At 54.8% G+C, this 17,609-nt stretch carries 15 protein-coding genes; 2 read left to right on the top strand and 13 right to left on the bottom strand.

Annotation, left to right across the window (positions count from 1 at the left end):
• Positions 1-179 precede the first annotated feature (179 nt).
• The gene (locus DU000_RS02130) at positions 180-887 is read left to right on the top strand and encodes a Bax inhibitor-1/YccA family protein (protein WP_114401694.1); all 708 of its coding nucleotides are present in this window, start codon (positions 180-182) and stop codon (positions 885-887) included.
• Positions 888-1,029: 142 nt separating this feature from the next.
• On the opposite strand, the gene rlmD is transcribed toward DU000_RS02130, so the two are convergent.
• The 8 genes from rlmD to DU000_RS02090 form a co-directional block, all read right to left on the bottom strand.
• The gene (gene rlmD, locus DU000_RS02125; protein WP_240001759.1) at positions 1,030-2,388 is read right to left on the bottom strand and encodes a 23S rRNA (uracil(1939)-C(5))-methyltransferase RlmD; all 1,359 of its coding nucleotides are present in this window, start codon (positions 2,386-2,388) and stop codon (positions 1,030-1,032) included.
• Positions 2,389-2,613: 225 nt separating this feature from the next.
• A complete protein-coding gene (locus DU000_RS02120) occupies positions 2,614-3,390 on the bottom strand; it encodes a 3'-5' exonuclease (protein WP_114401692.1) in 777 nt (258 codons plus the stop codon).
• Between the two features lie 124 nt (positions 3,391-3,514).
• Positions 3,515-4,534: an RNA polymerase sigma factor RpoS gene (gene rpoS, locus DU000_RS02115; protein WP_114401691.1), complete on the bottom strand. Its 1,020-nt coding sequence runs from the start codon at positions 4,532-4,534 to the stop codon at positions 3,515-3,517.
• Positions 4,535-4,579: 45 nt separating this feature from the next.
• Positions 4,580-5,785: a peptidoglycan DD-metalloendopeptidase family protein gene (locus DU000_RS02110; RefSeq protein ID WP_240001758.1), complete on the bottom strand. Its 1,206-nt coding sequence runs from the start codon at positions 5,783-5,785 to the stop codon at positions 4,580-4,582.
• Positions 5,786-5,815: 30 nt separating this feature from the next.
• Positions 5,816-6,754 carry a protein-L-isoaspartate(D-aspartate) O-methyltransferase gene (locus tag DU000_RS02105; protein WP_114401690.1) on the bottom strand — a complete coding sequence of 313 codons (939 nt, stop codon included), beginning with the start codon at positions 6,752-6,754 and terminating at the stop codon, positions 5,816-5,818.
• A gap of 4 nt (positions 6,755-6,758) precedes the next feature.
• On the bottom strand, positions 6,759-7,538 hold the full coding sequence (gene surE, locus DU000_RS02100) for a 5'/3'-nucleotidase SurE (RefSeq protein ID WP_114401689.1): 780 nt from the start codon (positions 7,536-7,538) through the stop codon (positions 6,759-6,761).
• The gene (locus DU000_RS02095) at positions 7,538-8,761 is read right to left on the bottom strand and encodes a PrpF domain-containing protein (RefSeq protein WP_205073999.1); all 1,224 of its coding nucleotides are present in this window, start codon (positions 8,759-8,761) and stop codon (positions 7,538-7,540) included. The genes surE and DU000_RS02095 overlap by 1 nt, the downstream gene beginning before the upstream one ends.
• Complete coding sequence (locus tag DU000_RS02090) at positions 8,754-9,644, bottom strand: RNA methyltransferase (protein ID WP_240001757.1); 891 nt, start codon at positions 9,642-9,644, stop codon at positions 8,754-8,756. The genes DU000_RS02095 and DU000_RS02090 overlap by 8 nt, the downstream gene beginning before the upstream one ends.
• Before the next feature lie 195 nt (positions 9,645-9,839).
• On the opposite strand from DU000_RS02090, the gene DU000_RS02085 reads away from it, so the two are divergent.
• Entirely contained in the window at positions 9,840-10,658 is an 819-nt protein-coding gene (locus DU000_RS02085) for an inositol monophosphatase family protein (RefSeq protein WP_114401688.1), read from the top strand.
• Positions 10,659-10,721: 63 nt separating this feature from the next.
• Here DU000_RS02085 and DU000_RS02080 read toward each other — a convergent pair whose 3' ends face one another.
• Genes DU000_RS02080 through DU000_RS02060 form a run of 5 tightly spaced genes read right to left on the bottom strand, consistent with a single transcriptional unit; the run spans position 10,722 to position 17,512 of the window.
• Entirely contained in the window at positions 10,722-12,194 is a 1,473-nt protein-coding gene (locus DU000_RS02080) for a cryptochrome/photolyase family protein (RefSeq protein ID WP_114401687.1), read from the bottom strand.
• Positions 12,195-12,231: 37 nt separating this feature from the next.
• Positions 12,232-13,017, bottom strand: coding sequence for an SDR family NAD(P)-dependent oxidoreductase (locus tag DU000_RS02075; protein WP_205073998.1), 786 nt, complete (start codon positions 13,015-13,017; stop codon positions 12,232-12,234).
• Positions 13,018-13,045: 28 nt separating this feature from the next.
• The gene (locus DU000_RS02070) at positions 13,046-14,647 is read right to left on the bottom strand and encodes a cryptochrome/photolyase family protein (protein ID WP_240001756.1); all 1,602 of its coding nucleotides are present in this window, start codon (positions 14,645-14,647) and stop codon (positions 13,046-13,048) included.
• Complete coding sequence (locus tag DU000_RS02065) at positions 14,644-16,335, bottom strand: cryptochrome/deoxyribodipyrimidine photo-lyase family protein (RefSeq protein WP_114401685.1); 1,692 nt, start codon at positions 16,333-16,335, stop codon at positions 14,644-14,646. Before DU000_RS02065 ends, DU000_RS02070 begins: the two co-directional genes overlap by 4 nt.
• Before the next feature lie 4 nt (positions 16,336-16,339).
• On the bottom strand, positions 16,340-17,512 hold the full coding sequence (locus DU000_RS02060) for an NAD(P)/FAD-dependent oxidoreductase (RefSeq protein WP_114401684.1): 1,173 nt from the start codon (positions 17,510-17,512) through the stop codon (positions 16,340-16,342).
• Between the last annotated feature and the right edge of the window lie 97 nt (positions 17,513-17,609).

Genomic DNA, 17,609 nt, shown 5'->3' with positions numbered 1-17,609 from the left:
TGGGGTGACAGCACCGCTCTCGATAATTGCCCCTGAAGCGATTTTTTTACCGTCACGCGCCAGACTAAAGACATGCACACTGTTGAAGCCTTCTAAATTAATCTAATCCTTGAAACTTTTCAGGCTAACCCTTACTCTAAGTGTCATGCCGGAAACGGTATTTTCAGATGAGGAAAACAATGAACCAACCCTTTGGTCAGATGCAGGAATATGGCTACTCACAAACCCGCGATTCGCTACTCGTCCGTAACCGCGTACTACGCAACACTTATCTGTTGCTGGCGCTGTCCTTAATTCCAACCGTATTGGGCGCTTGGCTGGGGATTGCAACTGGCTTGCGTCAAGTCATGTCCGGTAGCCCGATTTTATCGCTGATTGTTTTTTTAGCAGGGGCATTCGGTTTCATGTTTGCCATTGAGAAAAATAAAAACAGCTCTTTGGGTGTGGTGTTACTCCTTGGCTTTACCCTCTTCATGGGCATCATGTTGTCACGCCTCGTTGGCAGTGTCTTGGGCCTGGCAAATGGGGCGCAATTGATTATGATGGCATTTGGCGGCACCGCAGCAATTTTTGGTGTGATGGCAACCATCGCCACGGTCAGCAAACGTAATTTTTCTGGTCTTGGTAAATGGCTGTTTGTGGGCGCATTGGTCTTACTGGTAGCCAGTGTTATCGGCGTTGTTTTTCAACTCAGCGCGATGATGATTGCGATGTCAGTGTTGGCAATTGCCATTTTCTCACTTTACATGCTGTATGACGTCAACCAAATTGTTAATGGTGGAGAGACCAACTACATCAGCGCAACGTTGGCACTTTATCTGGATATCTATAACGTCTTTAGCAACCTACTCGCCCTGCTAGGCATCTTTGGTGGGGATCGCGAGTAAGGATTGTCATTACATGGTTCACTGGGCGTACTAGCCACCAACTAAACTGGCTTCAGTACCCAGTGAACCATATCCTACAAAACAGAACTACCTAGCCTACGTCTTTTCATTCTGTATACCTAGAAGCCGTTATTGACAGCGCTCAACCGGCAAAGACCGCCATAGACTCGACATGAGAGGTATGCGGGAACATATTCACCACGCCCGCTTTCAAAATGCGATAACCGCCTTGATGGTGCAAAATGGCCGCATCGCGGGCCAGTGTCCCCGGATTACAAGACACATACACAATCCGCTTTGGCCGTTTATCGGCAGGGGCCGCCGCCAAGGCTTCGGCCACCGCTTGTGAGCCATCCCGCGGGGGATCAATTAACAAGCGGTCAATCTGACCCAAATCCTGCCAAAGCGCTAACCAATCGTCTGGCGTAAATTCAAATAAATTGCGGCATTCAAAGCGGGTTTTATCCGCCAAGCCATTCTTCACCGCGTTTTCCTGCGCGCGCGTCGTCAGCACCGTGCTACCTTCTATGCCCACCACCTGCGCGGCTTGCGTCGCGAGCGGCAGGGTGAAGTTACCAAGGCCACAAAATAAGTCCACCACCCGTTCACCGGGCTGCACATCCAGCAAACGCAGCGCCCGGCTCACGAGCACACTATTAATCTGGTGATTGACCTGTGTAAAATCAGTCGGTTTAAACGGCATGCGCACATTAAATTCGGGCAAGGTATACGCCAATTCAGGCTCTAATGGGTAAAAAGGATAGACGGTATCCGGCCCTTTGGGTTGCAACCAGAATTGAACGCTATGCTCATCCGCAAAGGCTTTCAGAATAGCCTCATCGGCTGCGGTAAGCGGCTCCATATTGCGTAACACCAGTACAGTAACTTGATCGCCCACCGCTAACTCTACCTGCGGCAATCGGTCACGAATGGATAATTCTGCAATCATGTGGCGCAAAGGCATGATCAAGTTGGAGACATGCGGTGGCAACACATGACATTCTTGTAGTTCGGCCACATAGCTGGATTTACGCTCATGAAAGCCTACCAGTACCCCGCCCTTTTTCTCCACATAGCGCACGGATAAACGCGCACGGAAACGGTAGCCCCAAGTAGGGCCATACACCGGCGGCAAAATTTGTTCTGACTTGAGCTTACCGATATGCCATAGATTGTTTTCCAGCACCCGCTGCTTCACCGCCACTTGGGCGCGTGCTTCAAGGTGCTGCATGGAGCATCCCCCGCACACGCCAAAATGCGGGCACCCCGGCTTTACGCGCTGCGCACTCTCGCGCAGAATGGCCTTGGCCTCGGCAATTTCGTAGCTAGGTTTATTCCGAAACGATTTAAAGCGCACCCGCTCGCCGGGCAAGCCACCTTCAATAAAAGTGGCTTTTCCCTCCACATGGGCCACGCCACGGGCTTCCATGTCCAGCGATTCAATCTGTGCAATGGGGAGAAGGTCTAAAGGGATGTCTTGCTGTTTTTGTTTTCTACTCATGATACTTTTAGTGCGCATCTATAAATTCATTTTTCGGGCCTAATTTAAACATTCGGCGTTGCCGCGCTTGTTTAACACATTCGGCTCAAATCTCGATGTATACCACATACTATCTCACCTTTCGCTGTGCGGCTCCTAGCACCGCATTTTGAATACTAAGCCCGAAATTCTGAATTTCTAAATACGCCCTTTAATCTGAAAAATTATTATTGTTGCGTCTTAAAATTATTGCGGCCAAGCGGCCAAATATTCTTGCCAGTGTGCATCTGGCAAAGCAGCTAGGCTGTCCCGCACCAATTGCACTTCGGCCTCGTATTGCGACGGCTGCCACGCGCCACGCAATAACTGAAAGCGGGTGTACATCAGGTAGGTGTTCACCACATCGGTTTCACAATAGGCGCGAATCTCGGGCAATTGCCCCTGTTGATAGGCTTCCCAGACCTTACTACCGTCCATCCCCAATTTACCGGGGAAGCCACAGAGTTTGGCCAAATCATCTAAGGGCGCATTCGCCCGGCCCGTGTACAAGGCTAATAAATCCATTAAATCCATGTGCCGCGTATGGTAGCGACTGAGATAGTTGTTCCACTTGAAATCACGGTCATCATCGCCCATTTCCCAGTAGCGTGGGGCGACCAAGCCATGAACCAAAGCACGATAGTGCAGCACCGGCAAATCGAAACCGCCACCATTCCATGACACCAGCTGCGGTGTGTATTTATCGATGATTTTGAAAAAATCCTGCACTAGCTTGGCTTCACCGTCTTCAAGACTACCAAGCGAGCGCACCTGGAAACCTTCGCTATTGCGAAACACGCAAGAGATTGCCGCCACCCTTTGCACGTGGTGCTGCAAAAACTCGGAACCCGTTTTTTCTTTGCGCGCCGCAAAGGCTTGGGCGGCCACCTCGGCATCACTTACCTCGGCCCCCAAATGATTCAGGGTACGCAACCCTGCTACATCAGGAATCGTTTCGATATCAAAGACAAGGATGGGAGTCATGCGTTAATAAGAAAAGAGATAGGCAATAAATAAACCACAGAACGCACAGAGAGCACTGAGGAAACTCTCACAGCGTTTAGAGCTTTGATATATCTTAGTGAACTCAGTGGTGAATACTGTTCAATCAAAGCACAGCATCGCGCCCGACACCTTTACTGATGAGCTGCTTTTTCAGTTTAACCAGGGCTTCTTGCTGAATTTGCCGGACACGTTCACGGGTCAACGTCAATTCATCGGCCAACTCTTCTAATGTCGCAATATCGAAATTATTCAAACCAAAGCGGCGTTGCACCACATAGCGCTGCTTATCACTGAGTTTTTCCAGCCAGCCACTCGCCAAGCCATTGAGTTCTTGTTGGGTGACCGTGTTTTCTGGCGAATGTCCGCTTTCATCGGCAATCAAATCAACCAGCGAAGAGCCAGGATCAGCATCCAGAGGCGTATCCAGTGAGGTTGTATTTTCACCCAGCGCCAGTAATTCAGCCACTTCGTCAGCCGGACGTTGCACTAGCTCAGCAATGTCTTCCAAACGGGCATCGGCATTGTGCTGACCTTTTTCAGGTAATAAATGGGTTTCTAAATGGCGCTTCGCCCGTAACACCTGATTCAACTCGCGCACCACATGCACGGGTAAACGAATGGTGCGCGATTGATTGATGATGGCCCGCTCAATTGATTGGCGAATCCACCACGTGGCATAGGTAGAAAAACGAAAACCACGATCGGGATCAAATTTTTCCAATGCATGAATCAAGCCCAGATTACCTTCTTCAATCAGATCCAATAACGACACCCCACGATTGAGATAGTGCTTGGCAATCGACACAACCAAGCGCAAATTGTGCTCAATCATCTTTTGCCGGGCATTAAAGTCGCCGCGTTTTACGGCCTGCGTATAAGTTTTTTCCTGCTCGGCAGTCAGCAGTGGCTTAGCCCCAATCTCTTGCAGGTAATGCTGAGTGGTATCTACCGCCATTTCTTCTGCCAGCGCATGCAGCTGCTCACCCGCAGCGGGGCTGCCAGTCAGCCCTTCCGCCGCATCAAGATCAATCTCCAGAGGCTCGGCGTAGTCCCCTTCCTGGTTGTCTACCGCAGCAGAAAAGTCGTCTTGTGGCTCTGCAGCCTCTAAATTGGAATGATTCATAAACTCACTTCATGTGATGAGGATCGATCCAGCATGAGCCTCACGTTACGGCAAAAACTTTGCCGGATCGACGGGCTTACCCTGGCGACGGATTTCAAAATGTAATTTTGGCGATTCACTATCGCTTTTACCCATTTCGGCAATTTTCTGGCCACGCTTAACGGTTTGGCCCTCTTTCACGAGAATTTTATCGTTATGAGCATAAGCCGAGAGGTATAGCTTGTTGTGCCGGACAATCACCAGATTGCCATAGCCACGTAGCGCATTACCCACATAGGTAACCTCACCATCAGCAGCAGCCAGCACACTGTCACCTAGCTTGCCTTCAATATCAATTCCTTTGTTACGGCTCTCTTGGAAAGGTTCCGTGATTTTGTTTTGCGCTGTTGGCCACGCCCAGGTAATGCCCGCCTCCTCATCTACTTTGGCGGCAGGCAACGAGGCACTCACGTTAGGGGTTGCCGTGGGAGTAGGGAGAGCCGCGGGAATGGACTCCGCTTTGGGCTGCGACTTGGCCGCAGCTTGGCTAGCCGCAGGGTTGGGCGACGGTGCCGTTGCTGGATTTGCCTGCGTTTTTTGCCAGGCCGCCTCGCTGTAGGGCTGTTTTACACCACTTGGCTCGGTTCGTGTGGCGGCGCCAGCAACCGCTGGGGCGCTGGGAGCGACGGGAGCAGCCGGTAAAGCCGGTACGGCAGCGCTACTACTGGAGGGGCCACTACTCATGCTCGTGCTCATGCCTGGTAACTTAACCGTGTTCACCGCGACCACGGCACTGCCATCCCCCCCAGCGCTGCTGCCCGCCAGCTCCGTTTCAGGCTGTACCCGTAACACCTGACCAATTTTGATCAAGTTTGGGTCTGCCAGATTATTCCAGGCCGCCAGATCGCGATAGGTTTGTCCATTTTCCAGCGCGATTGAATATAGCGTATCGCCTTTTTTGACCTCATAAAAACCGGGTTTGATCTCAGGTTTCACGGACGCATCAGTTTTTACCGCTTTGTCAAGGCTGGGACTGGCGCTAGGGCTGGCAGGCGCTTTGTCTTCATTTAAGCGAATAATTTTAGGCCCGCCGGGCTGACTCAGCGTGCTATTCGCCTTGCGTTCTTCGATTGGCGCTTGATTCAACGAGACAGAACTGCAGGCAACCAACGTTGATAACAGGGGCAATAACCATGGCCAACGTGCGCGGCTGTGTATGAACGTTAGCGCTGCATTCTGCATCTTGTCGCCACCAATTGTTTGATCTGTCATGAATCAGTACTCCCATTTTCCCACATCAGGTTACAGAACCCCATGCAATAGAGGCACAAAGCGTACAGCTTCCAATTGCTGTTGTACCCACTCACCCGGTCGGGGCTGTTCGTATAACCATAAATATTGTTTACCATCCGCATGCTGCACTGGCGCCAAAATACGGCCACCAGGACGAATTTGCGCCAGCAACGGCGCAGGGAGCGCCATGCCTGCTGCGGCCAAAATCAAGCCATCGAAGGGGGCTGCTTGCGGTAAGCCAAGCATACCATCCCCAAATGAAAGTCTGACATTCGGTAAGCGTAGCGGGCGTAAATTTTGTCGTGCCAAATCATGCAAAGCCCGAATCCGCTCAATTGAATACACCTCAGTAAACACGCCGCCTAATACTGCCGCCTGATAGCCGCAGCCGGTGCCAATTTCCAGCACTTTTTCGATTCCTTGGCCGGCACGCAGATATTCGATCATGCGGGCCACGATGTAGGGCTGAGAAATCGTCTGCGCATGGCCAATCGGCAGGGCTGTATCTTCATAGGCTCGGCTGGCCAAGCCCTCTTCGACAAAGTGATGGCGCGGCACCTGTAACATGGCCTGCAGGACTTGCGGATCGCGGATACCCTGCTGTTGTAACCGTTGCACCATCTGCTGGCGCGCTCGCTCCGATGCAATCCCAACATCTACCCGTAGCATGGCTGAAGCCGCAACCGTCCGGCCCGGTGAAGGTGTAGCCACCTCACGATTTTCCCTGACAGCCGACTGCCTGGTGGAACCTATCGGCTTATTTGTCGCTTGCAAGGGCGCGGGTTGCACCGGGCTGCGATGACCGGAAACCACACGGCCAGCCCCTTTATTGAGGGGCTCAGTGGCAACGCGCTGGGCGACTCCATAGCGTGGGGTCACCCCAGCTAGGGCCGCTGGTTTAGCGGGTGTTGCACGAGCACTGTGAGGGGAACGCGAGGTTTTTTTCATGTGATCAGGCTTGTGACGGATCAGCCGTTAGCCAAGTCTGCAAACGTGGAATCAACTCATTCCGGGTCAAATCCATTTGCAAGGGCGTAATCGACACCCGCTGCTGCAAAATCGCATGAAAATCAGTCCCCTCCCCCGCATCGCGGGCGCTCCCTGCCGGCCCGACCCAATAGATCGTGTCACCGCGTGGGTTCGTCGTTTTAACCACGGGCTCGGCGTGATGGCGTTTGCCCAGGCGGGTGATTTCCCAGCCTGTCAACGCGGCTAGCGGCACATCAGGCACATTCACATTCAATAAAAACGGTGGTTTCAACACCGCCTGTTTATCGTTTTCAGCCTGACTCAAGTAACGCGAAACAACCTCATGCGCGACCGCCGCCGCCGTTTGAATATGCTGGCCTCGATGCCCGGTGAGCGAAATCGCAAAGCTCGGCAAGCCAAAGAGATAGCCTTCCGTCGCCGCGGCGACTGTGCCGGAATAGATCGTGTCATCGCCCATGTTCGAGCCCAGGTTAATTCCTGATACCACAATGTCTGGCAAGCTATCCAACAACCCCGTTAGCGCCACATGCACACAATCGGTCGGGGTGCCATTGATATAGATAAAGCCGTTCGCTGCGGTGCGTACCGTTAAAGGCCGGTCTAAGGTCAGTGAGTTAGACGCCCCGCTACGGTCCCGGTCCGGCGCCACCACCGTTACCTCGCCAAAATCTCGCATGGCGTTGGCCAGAGCCTCTATGCCCGGAGATAAATACCCATCATCGTTACTAATTAAAATTCGCATCACATCACCAAAGTTTGTCCACTCATCAAGAGTCGCGCACTGCGTGCCAAGCGCACCCGTTTTGCCACCCACTGTCCCGCTTCTTGCAACACCTCGGCTTCTACCGGCGTAATACCAGAGGGGTGGCCAATGCGAGTTGCCAAACCTGGCAACGTACGCGCGACGTCCGACACCACCGTGCCAGGCAAGGCTGCCGCCACCGCCAGCGCAATCGACGCTGTTCCCGCGATTGCATGATGGGGCTTGCCCATAGAGAGCATGCGTGCCAGTATATCGACACTCTCGCGGCTAATCTCATTACCTGCGCTGCTACGGTACGTTACCGGTGGGGCCACCAAGCAAAGTTTCGGGGTTGCAGGTCGCACTCGACTTGCTTCGCTGGCTGTTTCTGCCAAGCCCATTTTGACTGCAGCGAGCGCACGAACTTGTTCGAGTTTGGCGAGTAGTTTGCCTTGCTTGGCTAGCTCTTCCGGCATTTCTTTGCCTTTGAGGCCGAATTTCTCTGCTCTGACAAAGACCATAGGATTGCCCGCTTGCAGCAAAGTGACGGGTAATTTACCAAGTTCGGGCACACTCAATTCATCACAAGCGCGCCCAGTTGGTAATAGCGGCGCCTCCGCGGCGGGCTGCAGAAAATCTAGCATCACCTCGACCCCCGCAACCCCCTGCGTGGGATCATGTCCCGCCGCCGTCAGCACGGGGAGCTGGGCGACCCCATCTTCACCCACCACCCCCTGCCAATGCACTTGGCCATCGCGTAGGGCCACCTGTGCATCAATCCGTTGCGCTGTATTCACGCAATACAAACGCACGCATTGTCTGCTGGCAGCCTGGCTGTATAGGTCATGCTGCACGGTGACCATTTGGTTAAACAGCGCAAAAGGCCCAATCGCTGCGGTTAGGTTGCCGCAATTACCTGACCAATCAATGCGCCCACTCACCACATCGACTTGTCCAAACCAATAATCAATATCGCAATCGGCTTGCTGGCTACGCGCCAGTAACATCACCTTGCTGGTGCTTGAATAGCCTCCCCCCAAGCCATTAATCTGCTTGCCATAAGGGTCTGGTGATCCAAGCAACTGAGCCAACAAGCGGTCGCGCTCGGCTGGGTGGGGCGCACAGGCGGCCAGCGCTTCTTGCAATAAGAATAGGCCTTTACTGGTGCCACCACGCATCCAGGCGAGGGGTAACATAAGCGGCTGCGGTTTAAGCTTATCCATCGCTGTGAGACTCCCCATTCGCCTCGGCTGTTGTCAGCGCGGTTGAGTTAGACTGCGCCAACATCGCCGTACATAGGCCCCGCAATAACTGCCATTCTTCCAGCTCAGGTTGGAGCCGCCCAAACAACCGGCGTAAACGCGGCATTAGTTTTTTGGGGTGAGCGGGGTTTAAAAATCGAACCGCAATCAGCGCCGCCTCAAGATGCGCATAAAACTGTTCCATCTGCGCCAGGCTCGCGTAGCGCGCTTGCGCATCAGTAGCCTGTTCAGCAGGGACGAGTTGCTGTGCGGCAAGACGACACTCATACGTCAGAATCTGCACAGCCTGTGCCAAATTGAGCGAACTGTATGCCGCGTCAGTTGGAATCATGCAATAGCGCTGACACTGCATCACTTGTTCATTTGACAAGCCATAGCGTTCACTCCCAAAAACTAAGGCAACGGTAGCCTGTGGCTGTGCCTGCAAATGCTGAATCGCCTGTTCGGCAACCGCGCGTGGCGTTGCCAATGCAGGGCTCAAATCACGCGGGCGGGCAGACAATGCAACCGCATAATCGCAATCCGCCAACGCTTCTGCCAGAGACGGCAGACAACGCATTTTTTCCAAAACATCCGTGGCGCCGCTGGCAAACGCAATCGCCTCAGCTTGCTGACAAACATCGGCATAACGCGGCTGAACTAACACTACTTGGCTAAGACCCATATTTTTTGCCGCACGGGCAACCGCGCCCACATTACCGGGATGACTGGTTTCCACCAAGACCAAACGAATCCGCGCTAAACAAGCCATGCCCGTCTGCCCATTTGCGGTCACTGCTAATGCCTGAGGGTACATATTGGCATTGCCGTCTGGTGCCCCATCATCCTGCAAAAAATCACTCATTACCTTCGACCCCAATCAGGGAAATATTCAGGAAAGACCGGCCCAATGCGCATGAAGCCGGCGCAGAAAGCTGGGCGAATTGGCCAGCTTGCGGTAAAATCACGTTTTTCGTGTTTGCCCGTAGCGATTCCTCAGGTTTCCTGCGGTTTATCATGGCAAGCACCTCGCTTCTTTTACACACGCTGAGTCTCTATCATGCACCCGATGCTTAACACTGCGGTCAAAGCCGCGCGCCTTGCTGGCAAAATTATTAACCGCGCCAGTCTGGACATTGATCTCGTCAAGGTCAGTCGCAAACAACAAAATGACTTCGTGACAGAAGTTGATCAAGCGGCTGAAGCTGCGATTATCGACACCCTGCTACAAGCTTATCCAAACCATGCGATTTTAGCAGAGGAGTCTGGTCAAAGCCGCTCCGGACAAGCCGATTCAGAATATGTCTGGATCATCGACCCGCTCGATGGCACCACCAATTTCATTCATGGTTTCCCACAATATTGCATCTCCATTGGACTACAGCACCGGGGGCAACTGACTCAAGCCGTTGTCTACGATCCCAGCCGCGATGAACTCTTTACCGCCAGCAAAGGCGCGGGGGCCTATCTAAATAACAAACGCATCCGCGTCTCTAACCGCACCCGCATGAATGAAGCCTTGATCGGTACGGGCTTCCCCTTCCGCGATTTAGATACGCTCGACCTCTACCTCGACATGTTCCGCACGATTACTGCTAATTCGGCAGGCATTCGCCGCCCTGGCGCCGCCGCGCTGGATTTAGCCTATGTTGCTTGTGGTCGCTTTGACGGCTTCTTTGAGATCGGCCTCATGCCCTGGGATATCGCCGCAGGTAGTTTGCTGGTGCAAGAATCAGGCGGGTTGATTGGCGATTTCTCTGGCAACAGTGGCTACCTAGAACACGGTAACGTGCTGGCCGGCACGCCTAAAATTTTCGGGCAGTTAGTGCAGCTGCTAGAAAAGAATGCGGGGCAGATTCCGGCGGATAAAAATATCTGAGTCGGCATGAATCAGATTACAAACAAAAAGGGTAGCTCAGCTACCCTTTTTGTTTTTAAGCGTTTAACCCAGCACTTTAAACAATGCCAACGCCTTTTCCCTAGCCACCGCATGCTCCACAATCGGTGCCGGATAATCGGTGCCAATCACACAGCCCGCCAGCTTTTGTTCCAGCGACGGCATGGTCCACGGTGCATGAATAAATTTGCTGGGTACCTTTTCCAGTGCAGGTAAATAGCGCCGAATAAATTTACCCTCGGCATCAAATTTTTCAGATTGCATGACCGGATTAAAAATACGGAAATACGGCTGCGCATCGCAGCCCGTCGAAGCCGCCCACTGCCAGCCCCCATTGTTGGCGGCCAAATCAAAGTCGTTCAAATGCTCGGCAAAAAAGCGTTCGCCCCAGCGCCAGTCAATCAGTAAATGTTTGGTGAGGAAGCTCGCCACAATCATGCGGAGGCGATTGTGCATGAAGCCAGTTTGCAAAATCTGCTGCATGGCGGCATCTACGATTGGGTAACCGGTACGCGCTTCACACCAAGCGGCAAATTTTTCGGCGTCGTTTTCCCAAGCCAAGTTTTCATATTTGCGCTTAAACGCATGGCCCACCACATGCGGATAGTGCGTGAGAATATGAAAATAAAAGTCGCGCCACACCAGCTCATTTAACCAACCGGACGCCCCATGGGTATTACGTTGCCACGCCAAGCGCGCCAAGTAGCGCGGGCTGATAGTGCCGAAACGATTATGGACCGACAGGTACGACACCCCGCGTACCGCGGGGAAATTACGCTGATCAAAATACCGATCCATGCGCGGCATAAATTCATCAAAGACTTGCAGTGCACCGCGCATGCCAGTGGGAATCGGGATCGACAGCAAATTGGTTCTGGCGAAACCCATGGCCTCTAAGCTAGGTAAATCGTCTGTCTGCGCCAATCCCTTAGTCGGTGCAGCCAGCTTGTGCCAATAGTTCTCACAGGGATAGGCGCGCACATAAAAGTCTGAGCCGTGTTCATTCAGCTTACGTAGCCAGGCATTTTTGTAGGGCGTAAACACCGAATACGGCTGCCCGGTTTTACTCATGACTTCATCGGCCGCAAAAATCGCATGGTCTTTAAACGCATGAAACGCCCTGCCCTGCGCGGCCAGTGCGGTTGCCACACTGTCATCACGCACTAGCGCACTTGGCTCATAGTCTTCATTCGTAAACACGGCTTGCACGTCGAGGCTGGCGGCCAGCGCTGGAATGGCTTGCTCGGCATGCGCATGCAGCACGATTAAATCGCCCCCTGCCTCACGCAACGCAGTTTGCAGCTCACGCACGCTTTCCCAAATAAATTCCACGCGGCGATCTGCCTTGTTTGGCAGCGCATCCAAAATGGTTTTATCAAACACAAACACGCAATGCACTTGCGCGCTTTGTGTGAGCGCTCGATACAGCCCCGCGTTGTCGGTATGGCGCAGGTCACGGCGAAACCAGAACAGACTGCGGGGATAGGGATTGCTCGTTGTCGATTGCGAAGAGGTCATTTGTTCAGTGTTATTTATTGAGTGTTATTTCTCAGTGTTATTTACTAACGGTCATTTTTGGCAGAGGTTTTAGCTGGGCTTGCCCGCCGTCAACCGGAATCACTTGCCCGGTGATAAACGCGCTGTGGTCGCTCAGTAAAAATGCGAGCAGCGCGGCAATGTCTGCCGGTTCGCCAATGCGTCCGAGGGGAATCATACTCGCTGAGCGGGCCTCGGCTTCGGGCGTAGCAATAAAACGCGCCGTGAGGTTGGAACGGGTCAGCGCAGGCGAGACGGCATTGACGCGTATGCCGCGATCCGCATAGGTAGCCGCCGCCGATTGCACTAAAGCCGCCACGCCCGCCTTGGCTGCCGCCACGGCCTCATGGTTAGCAAAACCCGCATGCGCCACGACTGAACTGACCAAGGCCGCGCTGCCGCCTTGTTTGGCTTTGAGCCGCTGTGCCACAAACGCCTTCAGCACTAAAAAAGCCGATACCGTATTTTGCTCATATTGCGCCATGAAATCGGCCAAGGCCGTTAAGTGCAAGGGCTTGATGACCGTGCTGCCCACACAGTGCGCGAGTGCCGTGGGTGGCGCTGCACTGGCGGCCAGCGTGTCGAACAGCGACTGTACCGCACTCTCCTGTGTTAGGTCGGCACTGTAGGTGGCGATGTGCGCGGCGGGCTGTACCGCCGCTAACTGCACGCTAAGCGCGGCTAACGGCTCGGCTTGCCGTGCAACGAGATGCAGATGAATGGGCGCAGTGGCTTGCTGTAAAACTTGTTGCGCCAGGGCACTGCCAATCGCGCCAGTCGCGCCTGTGATTAAAATACTTTGCATCATGATTTCCTTTTTGCTCTCAAGTGACTTACAGTTCATTCAGCCGGGCGCGGTAATCGGCGGCGCACGCCGTGATCTCGGCGCGTTCAGCGGCGCTCAAGCGTTCTAAATTTTTCAGCATCAGGCCCATGCGCGGGTTGCCCTGCAAACGGCTTTGGTGGCGGTTTAAAAAATCCCAGTAAAACGTGGTGAACGGACAAGCCTGCGGCCCGGTCTTTTGTTCAGGCCGATAACGACAGCCGCCGCAATAATTACTCATGCGCTTGATGTACGCGCCACTGGCAATGTAGGGCTTGGTCGTAAAGCGCCCGCCATTGGCATACAGCGCCATGCCCAGCGTATTCGGCATTTCTACCCATGCCACCGCATCCACATACACTGCGCGGTACCACGCGCTGACGGCACTCGGCAAAATCCCGGCGAGTAGCGCAAAATTGCCCGTCACCATCAAACGCTGAATGTGATGCGCATAACCGTGTTGCAGGGTTTGCCCAATACTCTGGCGCAGGCACTGCATCTGGGTTTGGCCGGTCCAGTACCAATCCGGCAAGGGATGCTGATGATCAAAATGATTCGCCTCGTCCAGCGCGGGCATACTTTGCCAATACACCCCTCGAATGAATTCGCGCCAGCCCAATATTTGCCGGATAAAGCCCTCGGTGGCTGCCAAATCCGCCACGCCTCGTTCATACGCGGCTTGTGCGGCATCCAGCACTTGCTTGGGGGATAACAGCTTGAGGTTGAGCGGCACCGCGAGTAGCGAGTGATACAGAAACGGCTCATCCGTCCACATCGCATCTTGATAACGACCAAAATCAACCAAGCGATGTTGAATAAAATCATCCAGTGCCAGCGCCGCCTGGGCGGGCGTCACTGGCCAATTGAAATGGTCCAGTGATCCGGGGTGCTGCGGAAACTCACGAGCAACCAGCGCTAACACCTCCTGGGTAATCGCATCTGGCGTAAACACCGGCAGCGGTGGACGCAAACCGGGGCCTTGTTTACCAAAGGCTTGGCGATTTTCTGCATCAAAATTCCAAGCACCACCAATCGGCTGATTACCTAGCATCAAGTAACCCGTGCGTTTGCGCATCTCGCGGTAAAAGCCCTCCATCAACCACTGGCGTTTACCCTTGGCCCAGCGCGCAAAATCCGCCCGCGAACACAGGAAATGATCATCCTCCAGCCACTGTACCGCCACGCCCTGCGCCGCACAGGTATGAATCAAGGTCTGCTCGACGCGCCAATCCCCCATGCTGAGTGCGCGCACCTGCTGCGGCTGATACCGGGCCAAGGCCGCCGTCCAGACACTCGTCAAATCGGGATACGCATGGCGACCGAGCGCCAAGTACCAAACCGGCCAGCCCCGCGCGGCGAGTGTCAGCGCAAAGTGCCGCATCGCACTGAGAAACACGGCAATACGGGCGCGGTGGCTCCAAACCTCGGTGGCTTCGGCGGGGACTTCCGCTAGCACCACTACATCTTGCTGGGGATCAAAGCCTTCCCACAAGGCGCTATCGAGATTCAATTGGTCGCCCGTTACCACCACCAAGTTTCGGCAAGCCACCCCCGTTGGCCGCGTCGGTTCCGGGATGGCAAAATGGCTAGGGGCACTCATGGAAGTGTTCATGGTATTGGCTCCTGCCAATCAAAACTCAGTTGTTCTGAAGATAGGGATGCGGAGCTTGCGCGAGAAGCACGCCGACGTGGCGCATCGTCCAAAGGGTGATCAGGACGCCGTTGCTGCGGGGTCCAGCGTCCGGCGCGGCTGCCGTGTTTTTCCAGCACCGCCAGGCTATGACTGCGTTGCACCTGTTCACGCCATGCGCTGTAACGCGCGCGTGCCAGCCGGGTGGCTTGGGTCAGGTCAACCAGCGGCGCGGGATAATCTCGACCAATCCGCACGCCTAATTTATCTTGTAAGGCCGAGGGCATCAGCCAAGGCTGAAACATATACGGTGCAGGCACACGGCGCAGAACGGGCAACCAGCGCTTCACAAAATACCCGTCAGGATCATGGTCTTGCGCCTGTTTAATCGGGTTATACATGCGCACGGCGTTGATGCCGGTGACACCGGATTGCATTTGAATTTGCGGGTAATGAATGCCCGGTTCGTAATCCAAAAAACAGCGGGCGAGATGCCAGGCGGGCGCTTGCCAAGGTTGCCAAAGCTGATAACTACAAAAGCTAATCAGCATCGCGCGCATCCGAAAATTCAGCCAGCCCGTTTGCCGTAGCATCTGCATGCACGCATCAATCAAAGGGTAACCTGTCGCCCCTTCTGCCCATGCGGCTTGCCAATCAGGCCGGAGATGGTCTTCGCGCACGCCCACCCAATCGGGATGCATATTGCGGTGTTCAATCGCGGGTTCGGATTCGAGCTTTTGCATGAAATGGCAGTGCCAGTGCAAGCGGCTTTCAAACGCGCGCAAGCCCGCCAGCCGGGCCTTGCTGTCAGGGCTATTGGGCATACTGCGTAACTGTGCCTGACATTCCCACCCAGCTTGCAGGACTTCGCGCATGGAGAGGGCACCGTAGGCCAAATACGGACTCAGGCGCGAACAAGCACGCGGTGCCGTGCGTGGGCTGGAGAGGCCATACCGATACTCACGGACGTGATCGGCGAGAAACGCATTAAAGCGTGCCCAACCCTGCTCACGGCCACCGCGCTGACGTAGCGGGTTCCCTTCTTTTGGGTCCAAACCAAGTGCGCTGCGGCTGGGCAGTAGTAGTTGTTTGGCAACTGCACGCCCTTGCTGTATTTGCGGGGTGGGCCAAGACGCAGCGGTCATGCGTGCTTGCCAGTGTGCCGTCCATTGCGCCCGACCGCCCTGGGCAGCTAATCGACGCACCACGCCATGCTGCGGATATTCGTGCCAGGTCACGCCGACATCACGACACCAGCGAGCCACCGCACGATCACGCTCAAACGTCAGGCCATTGCCCGTTTCTTCGTGGCTGTGCAGGGCTAGCTGTGGCCAGTGTGTATACAGAGTTTGCAGCACTGGCAATACCTCAGCGCGCACCACCCACAGGGGAATATTCAAGGCGTGCAGCGCGGGCTGTAAATCTTGCAAACACTCGTAAGCAAACTGCCCATGCTGATCCGCATAGTCGGGGGCGGTTTGTAAGCTCGGCTCAAACACATACAGGGCGAGCACCGGGCCAGCGCGACTGGCGTGATACAGCGGGGCATGATCCACCACCCGCAAATCACGCTTGAACCAGACGATTTGCCAGACCCAATCACTCGGCAGCTGAGCGATGGCAGCGGGCAGCGATACCGACGAGGGAGGCGCACTGATGTGGGCGGACATAGGCCTAGGCTTGCCCCCAGGCCGCTAAATATTGCTGCGCACATTGCCAGCCACTCCACCAGGCATCTTCGATGCGACTGCCCCGAGCTAACGCAGCAGGTGGCGCTTCAGGCTGCGCGTGTAACGCTAGATGGGCATAGCCCAGATAATCGCCGCAACAAGCCAAGCCTAGCTTTTCATCCACCCACGCTGCTTGCTGTAACTCAGCCGGTAGCGCCGCAGCAGGCAAGCCGGCCCGCGCATACAGCCAGCGATGTGCGGCTTGATAATGGACAGTTACCTCACGTGCCGCTGGGCCAAGTAAATCACGCCACAATCCCTGCATGGCGCTGGCGGCCTCTGCGGCGGGGAGATCAAGGTGGGCCGTGGTCCACGCTGGGCTGGCTTGCACGACCCACGCTTCTTTACCCTTTGCCAATTGCCGACTGGGTTTGTGGTGATTACGGGCCACCCACGCCAGAGGATGATCCAACAGCTGCACGCTATCGACGCTAGCCCAGCCTTTGCGGTGAATGTCACTGGGCGCGATTTTGATTTCATCCGTCAGGGCCATCCAGGTCCAGCACGGGTCCATCGGCCATTGGGTAAGATGGTTTGCCCATGTGGGTTGATACGGGGCGCACAAGACAGCGGCTTGTGCGGGTGGCATCGCCAGCACCACGGCATCCGCCGTCTCCAGGGTAGCCCCCTGCTCATCTTGCACCGTCCAGCTAAGTTCGCCTGCCGCACTTCGCTCCATAGTCAGTGCCGCCGCACGGGTATTCACCCGCACCGTCATCGGGTTGAGCAAACTACGAATCCAGTTTGGCATATCGGGCACCGCGACCCAGCGCGCTGCGGGTTCTGTATTGTCGGGCGTGAGCGGTTCGAGGTTCCCCGCCCCTTCTACCTTGCCATGCCTGGCGGCCCATGGGGCCACCAAACCCTGCTGCTGCGCCAATGCCACCCGACGCTGAAACTCCGGGTGGCGCGCCCGAAAATACTGAGCGCCATGATCAAAGGTCACGGGCACCAAGCCTAAACCGCTTAATTCAGTGGAAATGCGGCGAGTGCTCATGCGGCCGCCCACACCACGCGCCTTTTCCAGCACCACTACTTGGTGGCCTGCGGCGTGCAAAGTCTGGGCACAGACCGCGCCAGCCAGACCGGCACCAATCACAATAATTTTCTTGCGCATACGCTGAATAGAAGAAGGAAATTAAAACTCAATAATCCTATTCTAGCGGTAAAACCATTATTTTGTCTTAGACAAAATAAATTAAAAACAAACCCGT

Source organism: Parvibium lacunae (genome assembly GCF_003335215.1).
In the GTDB taxonomy this organism is placed as follows: domain Bacteria; phylum Pseudomonadota; class Gammaproteobacteria; order Burkholderiales; family Burkholderiaceae_D; genus Parvibium; species Parvibium lacunae.
This window is presented reverse-complemented; position numbering and strand designations above follow the sequence as displayed.